This window comes from Pseudomonas sp. SD17-1 (assembly GCF_029201585.1).
GTDB classification, from domain to species: Bacteria; Pseudomonadota; Gammaproteobacteria; order Pseudomonadales; family Pseudomonadaceae; genus Aquipseudomonas; species Aquipseudomonas palmensis.
This window is the reverse complement of the sequence record NZ_CP104044.1, coordinates 4,054,416-4,068,884: the sequence shown is the minus strand read 5'-3', so window position 1 is coordinate 4,068,884 and position 14,469 is coordinate 4,054,416. Positions and strand designations below refer to the sequence as shown.

The 14,469-nt window shown below is 65.5% G+C and carries 14 protein-coding genes; 11 read left to right on the top strand and 3 right to left on the bottom strand.

Translation table 11 applies throughout. The annotated features are described in order from the left end of the window. The first annotated feature begins 246 nt into the window (after positions 1 to 246). From N0B28_RS18400 to N0B28_RS18380, 5 genes are all read left to right on the top strand, one after another. Entirely contained in the window at positions 247 to 537 is a 291-nt protein-coding gene (locus N0B28_RS18400) for a hypothetical protein (RefSeq protein WP_275727974.1), read from the top strand. 111 nt (positions 538 to 648) lie between these two features. Beyond that, complete coding sequence (locus tag N0B28_RS18395; RefSeq protein WP_116055081.1) at positions 649 to 1,422, top strand: alpha/beta hydrolase; 774 nt, start codon at positions 649 to 651, stop codon at positions 1,420 to 1,422. Between the two features lie 64 nt (positions 1,423 to 1,486). Continuing rightward, the gene (locus N0B28_RS18390) at positions 1,487 to 1,987 is read left to right on the top strand and encodes a DUF2199 domain-containing protein (protein ID WP_116055079.1); all 501 of its coding nucleotides are present in this window, start codon (positions 1,487 to 1,489) and stop codon (positions 1,985 to 1,987) included. A gap of 165 nt (positions 1,988 to 2,152) precedes the next feature. Continuing rightward, entirely contained in the window at positions 2,153 to 4,189 is a 2,037-nt protein-coding gene (locus N0B28_RS18385; protein ID WP_054916686.1) for an NADPH-dependent 2,4-dienoyl-CoA reductase, read from the top strand. A gap of 57 nt (positions 4,190 to 4,246) precedes the next feature. After that, positions 4,247 to 5,143 carry a pyridoxal-phosphate dependent enzyme gene (locus N0B28_RS18380; RefSeq protein WP_275727971.1) on the top strand — a complete coding sequence of 299 codons (897 nt, stop codon included), beginning with the start codon at positions 4,247 to 4,249 and terminating at the stop codon, positions 5,141 to 5,143. Here the strand turns inward: N0B28_RS18380 and cybB are convergent, their stop codons facing one another. The 3 genes from cybB to N0B28_RS18365 all read right to left on the bottom strand — a co-directional run bounded on the left by cybB (position 5,144) and on the right by N0B28_RS18365 (position 7,753). Continuing rightward, positions 5,144 to 5,695 (bottom strand): cytochrome b561, encoded by a 552-nt coding sequence (gene cybB, locus N0B28_RS18375; protein WP_058541353.1) that lies wholly within the window; start codon positions 5,693 to 5,695, stop codon positions 5,144 to 5,146. Between the two features lie 113 nt (positions 5,696 to 5,808). Continuing rightward, complete coding sequence (locus N0B28_RS18370) at positions 5,809 to 6,672, bottom strand: hypothetical protein (RefSeq protein WP_123752323.1); 864 nt, start codon at positions 6,670 to 6,672, stop codon at positions 5,809 to 5,811. A 136-nt stretch (positions 6,673 to 6,808) separates the two neighbouring features. Continuing rightward, on the bottom strand, positions 6,809 to 7,753 hold the full coding sequence (locus N0B28_RS18365) for a DUF1853 family protein (protein WP_275732079.1): 945 nt from the start codon (positions 7,751 to 7,753) through the stop codon (positions 6,809 to 6,811). A 134-nt stretch (positions 7,754 to 7,887) separates the two neighbouring features. Between N0B28_RS18365 and N0B28_RS18360 the strand changes: the two genes are divergently transcribed. Genes N0B28_RS18360 through pepN form a run of 6 tightly spaced genes read left to right on the top strand, consistent with a single transcriptional unit; the run spans position 7,888 to position 14,390 of the window. Beyond that, a complete protein-coding gene (locus N0B28_RS18360; protein ID WP_043864641.1) occupies positions 7,888 to 8,778 on the top strand; it encodes an NAD(+) kinase in 891 nt (296 codons plus the stop codon). Beyond that, positions 8,775 to 9,749, top strand: a complete 975-nt coding sequence (locus tag N0B28_RS18355; RefSeq protein ID WP_173925093.1) for a metallophosphoesterase — start codon at positions 8,775 to 8,777, stop codon at positions 9,747 to 9,749. Before N0B28_RS18360 ends, N0B28_RS18355 begins: the two co-directional genes overlap by 4 nt. Beyond that, positions 9,746 to 10,618: a rhomboid family intramembrane serine protease gene (locus tag N0B28_RS18350; protein ID WP_100633146.1), complete on the top strand. Its 873-nt coding sequence runs from the start codon at positions 9,746 to 9,748 to the stop codon at positions 10,616 to 10,618. The genes N0B28_RS18355 and N0B28_RS18350 overlap by 4 nt, the downstream gene beginning before the upstream one ends. Before the next feature lie 14 nt (positions 10,619 to 10,632). Next, a complete protein-coding gene (locus N0B28_RS18345; RefSeq protein ID WP_054916681.1) occupies positions 10,633 to 10,893 on the top strand; it encodes a DUF1315 family protein in 261 nt (86 codons plus the stop codon). Continuing rightward, positions 10,890 to 11,720, top strand: a complete 831-nt coding sequence (locus tag N0B28_RS18340) for a DUF2797 domain-containing protein (protein ID WP_043864637.1) — start codon at positions 10,890 to 10,892, stop codon at positions 11,718 to 11,720. Before N0B28_RS18345 ends, N0B28_RS18340 begins: the two co-directional genes overlap by 4 nt. A gap of 12 nt (positions 11,721 to 11,732) precedes the next feature. Continuing rightward, a complete protein-coding gene (gene pepN / locus N0B28_RS18335) occupies positions 11,733 to 14,390 on the top strand; it encodes an aminopeptidase N (RefSeq protein ID WP_275727963.1) in 2,658 nt (885 codons plus the stop codon). The last annotated feature ends 79 nt before the right edge of the window (positions 14,391 to 14,469 follow it).

The following is a 14,469-nucleotide window of genomic DNA, read 5'->3' as shown; positions in this document are numbered from 1 at the left end:
GGGAAACAAGAGCTGAAGTTTGGCTCGGCAAGTGCTTTTGCTGATGCGTGTTTGGCGCCGAAGAACTGTGCTTTAAGTCTGTGCTTTGTAGTTGATGGCTGGTTTGGTGGGTGGGCCATATTTCAGCAGTGCCATGCGGTGATGTAACGCAGTTCGCTTTATGGTCAATGTTCTATCTTGGTGGGCGAGCTTGGGCGTACTGAAAGTTTATATATTGTTTAGGGTATGCCATTATAAATGTGTAGCATGATCCAGTTTTTTCGCATTTTTTTGTTTGTTTTTTGTGGTCTGCTCATGGCGGTTGCGGTGATTTACGCAAACCAATGCTGCAAGAAAAAAGGCATCAACATGAATACTTTTTCTGGCATGTTTGAAATGTGGGCGATGGCTTTCAAGTTTGAGCATAAAAAGCTGTCATTCATCATGTTGACTGCAACCTATGGCGGGGCACTCATGATTGTCGCTATTTTCGTACTGACCCTTTGGGGGCAGAGTAAGGGTTGTGTTTTTCCGATCAATGACAGGACGATGCGTTAAGCAAAGGACTTCATACCTGGCAATGAGGGCATCGGGGGTACCGCGTCGAAGGCGCAACGCATTAAACTGCCGCCGACAATTGCCACCGCGACACAAACAAGGGACCCTCAAATGACTACATTCACTCACCAGGACGGCCAGTACGTCGAAGTTGCCGGGGCACGCCTCTATTGTGAACAGCAAGGCAACCCACAGGGCCCGGCACTGGTTTTTCTGCACGGTGGCTTTGGCGACATCGAAACCTTCAATGCCATCACGCCAGCCCTGGCCGAACGTTATCGCCTGATCGGCATCGACAGCCGCGGCCAGGGCAAATCGACCCTGGGGCACCTGCCGCTGACCTACCAGCGCTTGCAACTGGATGTGGAGGCGGTTGCCCGGCAGTTGGGGCTTGAGCGCTTCAGCCTCGTCGGCCACAGCGATGGCGGCATTGCAGCGCTGCGCATCGCGGCTGCCGGGAGTGCTGGCATCGACAAACTGGTGACGATCGGTGCCCACTGGCAACTGAAAGCGGATGATCCCGTGCGCGGCATGTACAGCCGCGTGACCGGCGCGCGCTGGCGTGAGCTGTTCCCGCACAGCTACGAGCGCTACCTGCAGTTGAACCCCGAACCCGATTTCGACCGCCTGGCCGTGGCGTTGCGCGAGCTGTGGCTGGATTCAGGCGAGCAGGGCTACCCGAATGAAACGGTGTGCGGCATCACCGCCGATTTGCTGGTGATTCATGGCGATCAAGACCGCCTGGTAACGCGGGCCAACGCCTGCGAGCTGGCCGATCGGGTGGCGAATGCGCAACTGCTGAACATCCCCTTTACCGGGCATTCGCCGCACGAGGATCACCCCCAGTGGGTAATGCCTGCGCTCAAGGCACTGCTGGGCCTGTAACATGACGCTGCCGTTTGCGCGCCGCGCGGCTTGATCCGGCCTTAAGTGTCAAGGAGTACCCACCATGCAAGGCTTCCATTGCGCCACCTGTGGCGAGTATCACGACGAGCTGCCCACCACCTTCGGCGCGCCAGCCCCTGCCGCCTGGTATGACCTGCCGCAGGCAGAGCGCGAGCAGCGTGCGCCACTGTCCAGCGATCAGTGCATCATCGATGACACCCACCACTTCGTGCTCGGGCGCCTGGAAATCCCGATCATCGGCTCACCCGAGCCGTTCGTGTGGCTGACCTGGGTGACGGTCAGCGAGGCGGATTTCTACCGCACCAGCGAACTGTGGGAAACCCCAGGTCGCGAGCGCGAACCACCTTATGCGGCACGTGTGCAAAGCGAGTTCCCCTATGAGGTTTCGACCCTCAACCTCAAGGCTACGCTGCAGACCCAGGCCCTGGGCGACCGCCCGCTGGTGTTCGTGGACGCGGGCGATCACCCGCTCGCCCTGCAGCAAAACACCGGCATCACCCACGATCAGGCTCGGCAACTGGCCGAACGCTGCCTGCATCCGTGAACAGGCCAGCGCCTCACGCACTGTCAGTTACGGTCATTAACTTGTAACTTTCGGTCATTGAGCCTCACTTCCAGGCGCATTACTGTCCCTCACAGATAACCGACGGGCCCCGCTGCACGCAGCGAGGCGCCCGCATTCCGTGATCAGTTCGCTGTGGAGTTCACCATGACCGCCGCTCAATACCCGCACCTGCTTGCCCCGCTGGACCTGGGCTTCACCACCCTGCGCAACCGCACCCTGATGGGCTCGATGCACACCGGCCTGGAGGAGAAACCCGGCGGTTTCGAGCGCATGGCGGCGTACTTTGCCGAGCGCGCCCGTGGTGGCGTCGGCCTGATGGTCACCGGCGGCATCGGGCCCAACGAAGAGGGCGGGGTGTACTCCGGCGCGGCCAAGCTGACAACGGCCGAAGAAGCGCAGAAGCACCGTATCGTTACCCAGGCGGTGCACGAGGCCGGCGGCAAGATCTGCATGCAGATCCTCCACGCCGGGCGCTACGCCTACAGCCCCAAGCAGGTGGCCCCCAGCGCGATCCAGGCGCCGATCAACCCGTTCAAGCCCCGCGAGCTGGACGAAGAGGGCATCGAGAAGCAGATCCAGGACTTCGTCACCTGCGCCACGCTGGCCCAGAGCGCCGAGTACGACGGCGTCGAGATCATGGGGTCCGAAGGCTACTTCATCAACCAGTTCCTGGCCGCCCACACCAACCATCGCACCGACCGCTGGGGGGGCAGCTACGAGAACCGCATGCGCCTGGCCGTGGAGATCGTGCGCCGGGTGCGCGAAGCGGTCGGCCCGAACTTCATCATCATCTTCCGCCTGTCGATGCTCGACCTGGTGGAAGGCGGCAGCAACTGGCAGGAGATCGTGCAGCTGGCCCAGGCCATCGAGCAGGCGGGCGCCACGCTGATCAACACCGGCATCGGTTGGCACGAGGCGCGTATCCCGACCATCGCCACCAAGGTGCCGCGTGCCGCGTTCAGCAAGGTCACCGCCAAGTTGCGCGGCGCGGTGCAGATCCCGCTGATCACCACCAACCGCATCAACACCCCGGAAGTCGCCGAGCAGATCCTTGCCGAAGGCGACGCCGACATGGTGTCGATGGCACGCCCGTTCCTGGCCGACCCGGACTTCGTCAACAAGGCCGCCGCCGGGCGCGGCGACGAGATCAACACCTGCATCGGCTGCAACCAGGCCTGCCTGGACCACACCTTCGGCGGCAAGCTGACCAGTTGCCTGGTCAACCCGCGGGCCTGCCATGAAACCGAACTCAACTACCTGCCGGTGGCCCAGCCCAAGCGCATTGCCGTGGTCGGCGCCGGCCCGGCCGGCCTGGCCGCCGCTACCGTGGCCGCCGAGCGTGGCCACCAGGTGACCCTGTTCGACTCGGCCAGCGAGATCGGCGGGCAGTTCAACGTGGCCAAGCGCGTGCCGGGCAAGGAGGAGTTCTTCGAGACCCTGCGCTACTTCAAGCGCAAGCTGCAGACCACCGGCGTGGAGCTGTGTCTGAACACCCGCGTCAATGTCGAGCAACTGGTGGAGGGCGGCTACGACGAGATCATCCTTGCGACCGGCATCGCGCCTCGCCTGCCGGCCATCGACGGTATCGATCACGCCAAGGTGCTGAGCTACCTGGACGTGCTGCTGGCGCGCAAGCCGGTGGGGCAGAAGGTCGCGGTGATCGGTGCCGGCGGCATCGGCTTCGATGTGTCGGAGTTCCTGGTGCACCAGGGCGTTGCCACCAGCCAGGACCGCGAGGCGTTCTGGAGGGAGTGGGGCATCGACACCCGGCTCGAAGCGCGCGGCGGCGTGGCGGGCATCCAGGCCGAGCCCCATGCTCCGGCGCGCCAGGTGTACCTGTTGCAGCGCAAGAAGACCAAGGTTGGCGACGGGCTGGGCAAGACCACCGGCTGGATCCACCGCACAGGCCTGAAGAACAAGCGGGTGCAGATGCTCAACAGCGTCGACTACCTGAAGATCGACGACGCCGGCCTGCATATCCGTATCGCCGAAGGCGAGCCGCAGGTACTGGCGGTGGACAACGTGGTGATCTGCGCCGGCCAGGACCCGCTGCGCGAGCTGCAGGATGGCCTGCTGGCCGCCGGGCAGTCGGTACACCTGATCGGCGGCGCGGACGTCGCCGCCGAGCTGGACGCCAAGCGCGCGATCAACCAGGGTTCACGCCTGGCGGCCGAGCTGTAAAGCGGTGGCGGGGGTGCGCTGGTAGACTGCGCGCTCCCGTTCTGCCGAGCCTGTTCGATGTCTGCCGCTTTCGATGACCTGCCACTGGCACCCCTGCAACCGCTGGCCCTAGGCTGGCTGGCGCGCGCCGGGGTCGAGGTGGCAGTGCTGCGTCTGGACCTCATCGACCCGCTGATCAGCGGCAACAAATGGTTCAAGCTGCAGGGGCACCTGCGCCTTGCCCATGCCCGTGGTGCCCCGGGGGTGATCAGCCTGGGCGGCGCCTATTCCAACCACCTGCATGCCCTGGCGGCGGCCGGCAAGCGCTTCGGCTTTGCCACGGCCGGGCTGTTGCGTGGGCACCCGCACAGCAACCCCACCGTGCACGACCTGCAAGCACTGGGCATGCATCTGCACTGGCTGGGGTACGCCGGTTACAGGGCGCGGCATCAGGCGGATTTCTGGCAGCCCTGGCAAGCCCTCTACCCGGCATGGCATTGCGTGCCCGAAGGCGGCGCGGGGCCACTGGGCACCGAAGGCTGCGCACAGATCGTGACCCAGGCGCGGGCGCAGCTGGCGGCCGTGGGCTGGGCCGATTACGACGCCTGGTGGCTGGCGGTGGGCAGCGGTACCACGCTGGTGGGGCTGGCCCAGGCCGAAGCGGGCGCCCACCCGGTGCACGGCGCTCTGGCCGTGCCGCCGGGGCACGGGGTGGAATGCGAGGTCGAGGTGCTGGCGCCGGGCACTTACCGCCTGCACGACGCCAGCCGGGGCGGCTTTGCCAAGGTCGACCCGGCCTTGCTGGCATTCATCCAGGCCAGCGAGGCCGAATCGGGCCTGCCACTGGAACCGCTGTACACCGGCAAGGCGTTGTTGGCCCTGCAGGAGCGTGTGCTGGCTGGCGCGTTCGTGGCCGGCACGCGGCTGATCTTCGTTCACACCGGCGGCTTGCAGGGCCGCCGCGGGTTCGCCTAGTCAGTCACCTTTTTGCGGCAGCATGCGCAGCAGGGTGTTATCGCGGACCACGTAGTGATGGTAGAGGCCGGCCAGTGCGTGCAGGCCGATCAGCCAGTAGCCCAGTGCGCCGAACCACTCGTGCCAGCCCTTGACGAACTTGGCCAGGTCGGTGTCCGGTGCTACCAGGGCGGGCAACTCCAGGCCGAAGAACGGGATCGGCTTGCCAGCCGCGCTGAGGATCACCCAGCCGGCCAGCGGCAGGCCGATCATCAGGGCGTACAGCGCCCAGTGCATCAGGTGCGCAAGACCCGTCTGCCAGGCCGGCGGCTTGGGTTCGATGCGCGGGGTGGGGTGGGTGACCTTCAGGATCAGGCGCAGCCATACCAGCACGAACACGCTCAGGCCGAGCATGAAGTGCAGGCTTTTCATCAGGTCGCGCTCGGCGCTGTCCTTGGGGAAGATGCCGCGCAGTTCGATGCAGGCGTATACCACCGCCAGCAGAATCAGCATCAGCCAGTGCAGGGCGATCGACAGGCTGCCGTAGCGTGCCTGCGTATTGGTCAGGGTCATGGTGGTTCCTCATATCGGACAATCAGGTCAATGGCCGCGCTCTTGATGGCGCTGTGCGGATAACTCTAATCGCTTGCGCGTGCCCTGCACCTGCGCTGGGGCAAAAAAGTGTGCTAGCGGGCCTTCAGACCCTTGCCGAGCAGGTAGTCGACCAGTTGCGGGTCCTCGATACGGATGGCCAGGTCCATCAGGTCGCTCCTGTCGTCGGCCAGGCAGTAGGGTTTGTGCGGGTCGCAGTAGGTGCCGGTGCTGCTCATGCCGCGCTCGAGCAGCACGCTGAGGATGTCGTAGCTCACGTGCGGGGCGTCGGGTCCGTCGCGACCCTGGCGCGAAAGCTCGACCAGGATCGCTTCCATGGTTTCGCTGCCGGTCTCGGGCAGTGGCAGATGGCGGGCGACGGCCCGGCGCGTGGCGCTGTGCTCGGTCAGCACTGCGGCGTCGAAGGCGTCCATGTTGCTGTCGCTGCGCGTGAAGTAGGAGGTGTCGGCGCCGGCCTTGACCAAGGCGTCGATCAGCGAGGCATCGGCGCCCTGGGCGATGGCCAGCAGCAGCGGGCGTGGGTTGTGGTAGTCGCCGGCTTCCACCGGCGCGCCCTGGGCCAGCAGCCATTCGATGGTGGCAGTGGGGTGGTTGTGCTTGATGGCCGTGGACAGTAGCGATTCGGGGTAGTCGCCGAGCCCGACCATGGCCGGTAGCGCGGCACGCAGGTGTTGCAGCATGGCCAGCGAGGCGTTGTTTTCGAGTGCGAGGTGAAAGGCCGTGGTATTGCGGGTGACCACACCGGGTGGATACTCGCCGGGTTGGCTGCGCGGGGCCAGCCACGTGTCCAGGTCGGTGGGCGTCGCCTGGCGCCAGAAGCTGTCGCTCAGCAGGGCGAGGTCGTTGTCCTGGTCCAGACCTGGGGCAGGCGCTGCGCTGGCACTTGCGGGCCAGGCCAGGGTGACGGCGAGCGCCAGGGCGAGAAGATTGCCGGGCACGGGTGGGTTCCTTGTGCGGGTGCTGGGTGAGGGGGGGCGAGGTTAGCAGAATGTTGTCAGCGCTGGCCCCTTCGCCGGCAAGGCCGGCTCCCATGGGGGCGTACGTTCATGTGGGGGCCGGTCCAGCCAGTGCATGCTAACCCGCCAGGTTCGGCCAGGCATCGGCCACCAGAAACAAGCGTTGGGCCTCTATCCAATCCCCGCTATCCCCTGGCACCAGCCGCACCAGCAACTGCGCGGGGGCCATCGGGTCCAGCACTTGCAGCCAGGCCTGGAACTGTTCCGTGCCCCAGGCCTGTTCCTGCGTGTACCGCGCCGGCGCCAGCCATGCCTGGCGCGGCAACGGCTGCCAGCGCCCGGGGTCGGCCTGCGCCGCAAACCGGGCCCAGTCGCGCTGATGCAGCCAGCGCCCGCGCAAGTGTTGTGGGTGCGCACCCGCCGGAGGCTGCGCCGTCCCCGGCCATGGATACAGCAGATACCCGCCCAGCCAAAGCTGAGCCGTGAAGCTGTCTATGTGCAGCGCCGCCAGTGCCTCGCGCCCCTCGGCCCGCGCCGAAATCGGCAGTTGATGGTCGTTCAGGTGCGCCAGCTTGCGGTCCAGCCGGTCATGGCAGCCCGGCCCAAGCCACTGCGCCGGGTTACGCCCGTCACCGTGCTGCGGGCCCAGGTACAGCTTGATGGCCAGCTCCAGGTGATGCACCCCGTCGCGGTCACGCAGCAGGATGTCCAGCTCGCCCAGGGTGTGCCCGCCGTCGCGGATCGGCAGGTTGGCCGCCAGCAGCTCCACCCCCGGAGCATGGCGCAACGCGAACTGCCACAGCCGCTCGTAGTACAACCCCAGGCGCCGGCTGGCGGCCTGTGCCAGCCAGGCCTGCAGGTCACGGCTGTCGTGGTCCAGCGCCAGCAGCCAGTCGCGCAGCAACGCCGGTGCGGCCACCCAGTCGCTGCCGGCCAACGGGTGGCGTTGCGGCCAGGGCGTCACTGCGAGCATGGGGGGTGCAAGGATTACCCACGCCAGGTCCCGCACCGGGGGCTGGCGCAGGCGGTTGGGCAGGTCGCAAAGGTCGGTAAAGGGCATCATCCTGCGAGCATAGCCGCCCGCCCCGGCGCCTTGTGCAAAAAACTGCGGCGTTTGCCGCTGCCCGGCGCTTTCGCCCATAATCAACGCTTTGGCCAACCGGCCCATTCAACGCCGCAGTGCCCCGCAGGAGCCCCATGGAGCAATTTCGCAATATCGGTATCATCGGCCGCCTTGGCAGTTCGCAGGTGCTCGATACCATTCGCCGACTGAAAAAATTCCTGCTCGAGCGGCACCTGCACGTGATCCTCGAGGACACCATCGCCGACGTGCTGCCCGGCCACGGCCTGCAGACCTCTTCGCGCAAGCTGCTGGGCGAGGTGTGCGACATGGTCATCGTGGTCGGCGGCGACGGCAGCCTGCTCGGCGCCGCCCGCGCACTGGCGCGCCACAACATCCCGGTACTGGGCATCAACCGCGGCAGCCTGGGGTTTCTCACCGACATTCGCCCCGACGAGCTGGAGGTCAAGGTGGCCGAAGTGCTCGACGGCCACTACCTGGTGGAAAACCGCTTCCTGCTGCAGGCCGAAGTCCGCCGCCACGGCGAGGCCATCGGCCAGGGCGACGCGCTCAACGACGTGGTGCTGCACCCTGGCAAGTCCAACCGCATGATCGAGTTCGAGATCTACATCGACGGCCAGTTCGTGTGCAGCCAGAAGGCCGACGGCCTGATCGTCGCCACACCGACCGGCTCGACCGCCTACGCGCTGTCGGCCGGCGGACCGATCATGCACCCCAAGCTCGACGCCATCGTGATCGTGCCCATGTACCCGCACACGCTGTCGGGACGCCCGATCGTGGTCGATGGCAACAGCGAGCTGAAGATCGTGGTATCGCGTGACCTGCAGCTGTACCCGCAAGTCTCGTGCGATGGCCAGAACCATTTCACCTGTGCCCCCGGCGACACCATCACGGTGAACAAGAAGCCGCAGAAGCTGCGCCTGATCCACCCGCTGGACCACAACTACTACGAGGTCTGCCGGACCAAGCTCGGCTGGGGCAGCCGTCTGGGTGGTGGAGGCGACTGATGCTCGATCCCGCGCGCAGTTACGACCTGATCGGCGATGTCCACGGCTGTGCCCACACCCTGGAGCGTCTGCTCGACGCCATGGGGTACAAGCGTCAGGGCGGGGTGTGGCGGCATGCGCAGCGTCAGGCGATCTTCCTTGGCGACATCATCGACCGCGGCCCGCGCATTCGCGAGGCCCTGCACATCGTGCACGACATGGTCGAAGCCGGTCAGGCCCACTGCATCATGGGCAACCACGAATTCAGCGCACTGGGCTGGACCACGCCGGCGCTGCCGGGCAGCGGCAAGCAGTTCGTGCGCGAGCACAACCCGCGCCATGCGCGGCTGATCGAAGAGACACTGACCCAGTTCGCCGACCACCCCCACGACTGGCACGACTTTCTCGGCTGGTTCTACGAGCTGCCGCTGTTCATCGATGCCGGACGCTTTCGCGTGGTACATGCCTGCTGGGACGCGCGCCTGATCGAGCCGCTGCGCCAGCAGCATCCGGACGGGCGCATCGACGAGCATTTCGTGCAGGCCTCGGCCGTGGCCGGCAGCTTTGCCCACACCGTGTGCAACCGGCTGCTGCGCGGCACCGACATGCGCCTGCCCGACGGCCTCACCCTGACCGGCGGCGACGGCCTGACCCGCGCATTCTTTCGCACCAAGTTCTGGGAGGAAGACCCGCAGACCTACGGCGATATCGTGTTCCAGCCCGATGCGCTGCCGGCCGAAGTGGCCAATGCTCCGCTCAGTCGCAGCCAGAAGAACGCGCTGCTGCGCTACGGTGACGACGAGCCGCTGCTGTTCGTCGGCCATTACTGGCGCAGCGGCCGACCCGCACCCATCCGCGCCAACCTGGCGTGCCTGGACTACAGTGCGGTGCTCTACGGGAAGCTGGTGGCCTATCGGCTGGATGATGAAACCCGCATCGACCCGCACAAGTTCGTATGGGTGGATGTCGAACGGCCGGAGGCCAGTCAATGAGTGCGGCAATGGTGATGCGCCTGCCCCTGAGCGTCGACCTCAGCGGCTTTGTCGAGCTGCTCAAGCGCCTGCAGGTGCCGCACCGGGTCTCGGAGGAGGGCGAGGAGCAGGTACTGTGGACCGCCGACTACCTGGTGGAAGATGTTCGCCAGCTGTACCAGCGCTATCCGGAGGGCAATGCCGATGTGCAACTGCCGCCCCTGGCGCAGCCCCCGGCCCCACCGCGCCCGAGCCTGGCCGCGCAGGCGAAGGCCAGCAAGGCCACTGCAGCGGTGTTGCTGCTGTGCGTGGTGGTGGCGGCACTGACCGGCTTGGGCGACAACTTCGCCACCTTGAGCTGGCTGACCTTCCTGGATTTTCGCGTACAGGGCGACTACCTGTATTTCACCCCGTTGCTGACCAGCCTCGATGCAGGCCAGTGGTGGCGCTTGTTCAGCCCGATGCTGGTGCACTTCGGCATCCTGCACCTGGCCATGAACGGCCTGTGGTACTGGGAGCTGGGGCGGCGCATCGAGCTGCGTCAGGGCACCCTGGCCTTGCTGTCGCTGACCCTGCTGTTCAGCCTGGTGTCGAACGTGGCGCAGTTCGTGTTCGGCGGGCCCAGCCTGTTCGGCGGCTTGTCCGGGGTGCTGTACGGCCTGCTCGGGCACATCTGGCTGTACCAGTGGCTGGCGCCGAACCCGGTGTATCGCATGCCGCGTGGCGTGCTGGTGATGATGCTGGTATGGCTGCTGCTGTGCCTGTCGGGGTTGATCACCCTGCTCGGCTTCGGCGCGATCGCCAACGCCGCCCACGTGGGTGGGCTGTTGGTCGGCTGCCTCAGCGGGCTCTTGGGCGGGGCACTGGCCCGGCGTAAACTGTCAGCTTGATTTTTGGAGACGCTATGTCCACTTTTGCGCAAATGATCGAAAACATCACCCCGGAGATCTACGCCAGCCTGAAACTGGCCGTGGAAATCGGCAAATGGTCCGACGGGCGCAAGCTCACCGCCGAGCAGAAGGAGCTGTCGTTGCAGGCCGTGATCGCCTGGGAGATGCAGAACCTGCCCGAAGACCAGCGTACCGGCTACATGGGCCCGCAGGAATGCGCCTCCAAGTCCGCGCCGGTGCCCAACATCCTGTTCAAGTCGGACGCGATCCATTGATCGAACTCGGCCGTGGTTCCATCAGCAAGATGACGGCGCGCCTCGAGCAGCCGGTCGTGCAATACGCGTTTCGCCTGGGCGACGTCGAAGTGCCGGTCAACCCCCTGCTGGGCAAGACCGTGCGTCTCGAATACCTGGGCGCGATCCACTGTACCCACTGCGGGCGCAAGACCAAGACCAGCTTCAGCCAGGGTTACTGCTACCCGTGCATGACCAGGCTGGCGCAATGCGACACCTGCATCATGAGCCCCGAGCGCTGCCACTACGAGCACGGCACCTGCCGTGACCCGGCCTGGGGCGAGCAGTTCTGCATGACCGACCACGTGGTGTACCTGGCCAACTCGTCGGGTATCAAGGTCGGCATCACCCGCGCCACCCAGCTGCCCACGCGCTGGCTCGACCAGGGCGCCAGCCAGGCCCTGCCGATCGTGCGGGTGGCCACCCGGCAGCAGTCCGGGCTGGTCGAGGACCTGTTCCGCAGCCAGGTGGCCGACCGCACCAACTGGCGCGCACTGCTCAAGGGCAACGCCGAGGCGGTCGACCTGGTGGCCGTGCGCGAGCAGTTGTTCGACAGCTGCAGTGAAGGTTTCAAGGGCCTGCAGGACCGCTTCGGCCTGCAGGCGATCCAGCCGCTGACCGACGTCGAGCCGATTGAAATCAGCTACCCGGTAGAGGCGTACCCGAGCAAGATCGTGAGCTTCAACCTGGACAAGAACCCTGTCGCCGAAGGCACCCTGCTGGGGATCAAGGGCCAGTACCTGATTTTCGATACCGGCGTGATCAATATTCGCAAGTACACGGCCTACCAGCTGGCCGTGCATCAGTAAAAGGACCGCCACATGCGTACCGAACAGCCGCAAGTGATCTACCTCAAGGACTATCAGGCACCCGAGTACCTGATCGACGAGACGCACCTGACCTTCGAACTGTTCGAGGACCACAGCCTGGTCCACGCGCAGTTGGTCATGCGCCGCAACCCGGCGCGCGGTGCCGGCCTGCCGGCGCTGGTGCTCGACGGCCAGCAGCTGGAACTGCTCAGCGTGGCGCTGGACGACCAGCCGCTGGGCGCTGACGACTACCAGCTCGACGACAGCCACCTGACCCTGCAGCCCACTGCCGAGCGCTTCACCCTGGACACCAGCGTGAAGATCCACCCCGAGACCAACACCGCGCTCGAGGGCCTGTACAAGTCCGGCGGCATGTTCTGCACCCAGTGCGAGGCCGAGGGCTTTCGCAAGATCACCTACTACCTCGACCGCCCGGACGTGATGAGCACCTTCACCACCACGGTGATCGCCGAGCAGCATCGCTACCCGGTCCTGCTGTCCAACGGCAACCCCATCGGCAGCGGGCCGCAGCAGGACGGTCGGCACTGGGCCACCTGGGAAGACCCGTTCAAGAAACCGGCCTACCTGTTCGCACTGGTGGCCGGCGACCTGTGGTGCGTCGAAGACACCTTCACCCGCCAGTCGGGGCGCGACGTGACCCTGCGCATCTATGTCGAGCCGGAGAACATCGACAAGTGCCAGCACGCCATGGTCAGCCTGAAGAAGTCCATGCGCTGGGACGAAGAGGTGTATGGCCGCGAATACGACCTGGACATCTTCATGATCGTGGCGGTCAACGACTTCAACATGGGCGCCATGGAGAACAAGGGCCTCAACATCTTCAACTCCAGCTGCGTGCTGGCGCGTGCCGAGACCGCCACCGATGCCGCGCACCAGCGGGTCGAGGCGGTGGTGGCCCACGAGTACTTCCACAACTGGTCGGGCAACCGCGTGACCTGCCGCGACTGGTTCCAGCTGTCGCTCAAGGAAGGCTTCACGGTGTTCCGCGATTCCGAGTTCAGCGCCGACATGAACTCGCGCACGGTCAAGCGCATCGAGGACGTGGCCTACCTGCGTACCCACCAGTTCGCCGAAGACGCCGGCCCCATGGCCCACGCCGTGCGCCCGGACAGCTTCATCGAGATTTCCAACTTCTACACCCTGACCGTGTACGAGAAGGGCTCGGAAGTGGTACGCATGGTGCACACGCTGCTGGGTGCCGAAGGCTTTCGCAAGGGCAGCGACCTGTATTTCGAACGCCATGACGGCCAGGCCGTGACCTGCGACGACTTCATCAAGGCCATGGAAGACGCCAACGGCGTCGACCTGACCCAGTTCAAGCGCTGGTACAGCCAGGCCGGCACGCCGCGCCTGAACGTCAGCGAGGCTTACGACGCCGCTGCCCAGACCTACAGCCTGGCCTTCAGCCAGAGCTGCCCGGCAACCCCGGACAAGGTCGAGAAGCAGCCATTCGTGATCCCGGTCGAACTGGGCCTGCTCGATGCCCAGGGCAACGACATTGCCCTGCGCCTGCAAGGCGAAACGCAGGCGGGCGCGACCACGCGGGTGCTGTCGGTGACCGAGGCCGAGCAGACCTTCACCTTCGTCGACGTGGCCGCCAGGCCGTTGCCGTCGCTGCTGCGCGGCTTCAGTGCGCCGGTCAAGCTGAGCTTCCCGTACGACCGCGACCAACTCATGTTCCTGATGCAGCACGACAGCGATGGCTTCAATCGCTGGGAAGCCGGCCAGCAACTGTCGGTTCAGGTCTTGCAGGAACTGATCGCGCAGCATCAGCGCGGTGAAGCCCTGGTGCTCGATCAGCGCCTGGTCACTGCCCTGGGCAGCGTGCTGGCCAACGAGGCACTCGACCAGGCCATGGTCGCCGAAATGCTCTCGCTGCCGAGTGAGGCCTACCTCACCGAAATCAGCGAAGTGGCCGATGTGGACGCGATTCACGCGGCCCGCGACTTTGCCCGCCAGCAACTGGCCGAGCAACTGTTCGACGGGCTGTGGGCGCGCTACCAGGCCAACCGTGCGGTCTCGCGCGAAACCGCCTATGTGGCCGAGGCCGAGCACTTTGCCCGGCGCAGCCTGCAGAACATCGCGCTGTCGTACCTGATGCTCACGGGCCGGGCGCAGGTGCTGGAGGCGACGCTCGAGCAGTTCGAGGCGTGCGACAACATGACCGAACGCCTGACCGCACTGGCCGTGCTGGTCAATTCGCCGTTCCAGGAAGAGCGCGCCAGGGCACTGCAAAGTTTTGCCGAGCACTTCAAGGACAACCCGCTGGTGATGGACCAGTGGTTCAGCGTGCAGGCGGGCAGCCCGTTGCCGGGCGGCCTGGCGCGAGTGCGGGCGTTGATGGAGCACCCGGCGTTCACCCTGAAGAACCCGAACAAGGTGCGCGCGTTGATCGGTGCGTTCGCCGGGCAGAACCTGGTCAACTTCCATGCGGCCGATGGCTCGGGTTATCGCTTCCTGGCGGACCTGGTGATCGAACTGAACGGCTTCAACCCGCAGATCGCCTCGCGCCAGCTGGCGCCGCTGACCCGCTGGCGCAAGTACGATGCCGCGCGCCAGGCGCTGATGAAGGCCGAGCTGGAGCGCATCCGCGGCTCGGGCGGGCTGTCCAGCGATGTGTTCGAGGTGGTGAGCAAGAGCCTGGCCTGAGGTTGAGGGCAGGTTGAACAGGGGGCTGGCCTTTTCGGGGCAGCCCCCTTTTTTATGATGAAGGTGCGGGCGAACAACG

What these genes read in the sequence shown, in the direction of transcription:
- pepN (WP_275727963.1), top strand. Translation starts at nt 11,733, where the DNA reads ATGCGTACCGAACAGCCGCAAGTGATCTACCTCAAGGACTATCAGGCA.
- N0B28_RS18350 (WP_100633146.1), top strand. Translation starts at nt 9,746, where the DNA reads ATGAGTGCGGCAATGGTGATGCGCCTGCCCCTGAGCGTCGACCTCAGC.
- N0B28_RS18365 (WP_275732079.1), bottom strand. Translation starts at nt 7,753, where the DNA reads ATGATGCCCTTTACCGACCTTTGCGACCTGCCCAACCGCCTGCGCCAG.
- N0B28_RS18395 (WP_116055081.1), top strand. Translation starts at nt 649, where the DNA reads ATGACTACATTCACTCACCAGGACGGCCAGTACGTCGAAGTTGCCGGG.
- N0B28_RS18385 (WP_054916686.1), top strand. Translation starts at nt 2,153, where the DNA reads ATGACCGCCGCTCAATACCCGCACCTGCTTGCCCCGCTGGACCTGGGC.
- N0B28_RS18400 (WP_275727974.1), top strand. Translation starts at nt 247, where the DNA reads ATGATCCAGTTTTTTCGCATTTTTTTGTTTGTTTTTTGTGGTCTGCTC.
- N0B28_RS18360 (WP_043864641.1), top strand. Translation starts at nt 7,888, where the DNA reads ATGGAGCAATTTCGCAATATCGGTATCATCGGCCGCCTTGGCAGTTCG.
- N0B28_RS18390 (WP_116055079.1), top strand. Translation starts at nt 1,487, where the DNA reads ATGCAAGGCTTCCATTGCGCCACCTGTGGCGAGTATCACGACGAGCTG.
- N0B28_RS18345 (WP_054916681.1), top strand. Translation starts at nt 10,633, where the DNA reads ATGTCCACTTTTGCGCAAATGATCGAAAACATCACCCCGGAGATCTAC.
- N0B28_RS18380 (WP_275727971.1), top strand. Translation starts at nt 4,247, where the DNA reads ATGTCTGCCGCTTTCGATGACCTGCCACTGGCACCCCTGCAACCGCTG.
- cybB (WP_058541353.1), bottom strand. Translation starts at nt 5,695, where the DNA reads ATGACCCTGACCAATACGCAGGCACGCTACGGCAGCCTGTCGATCGCC.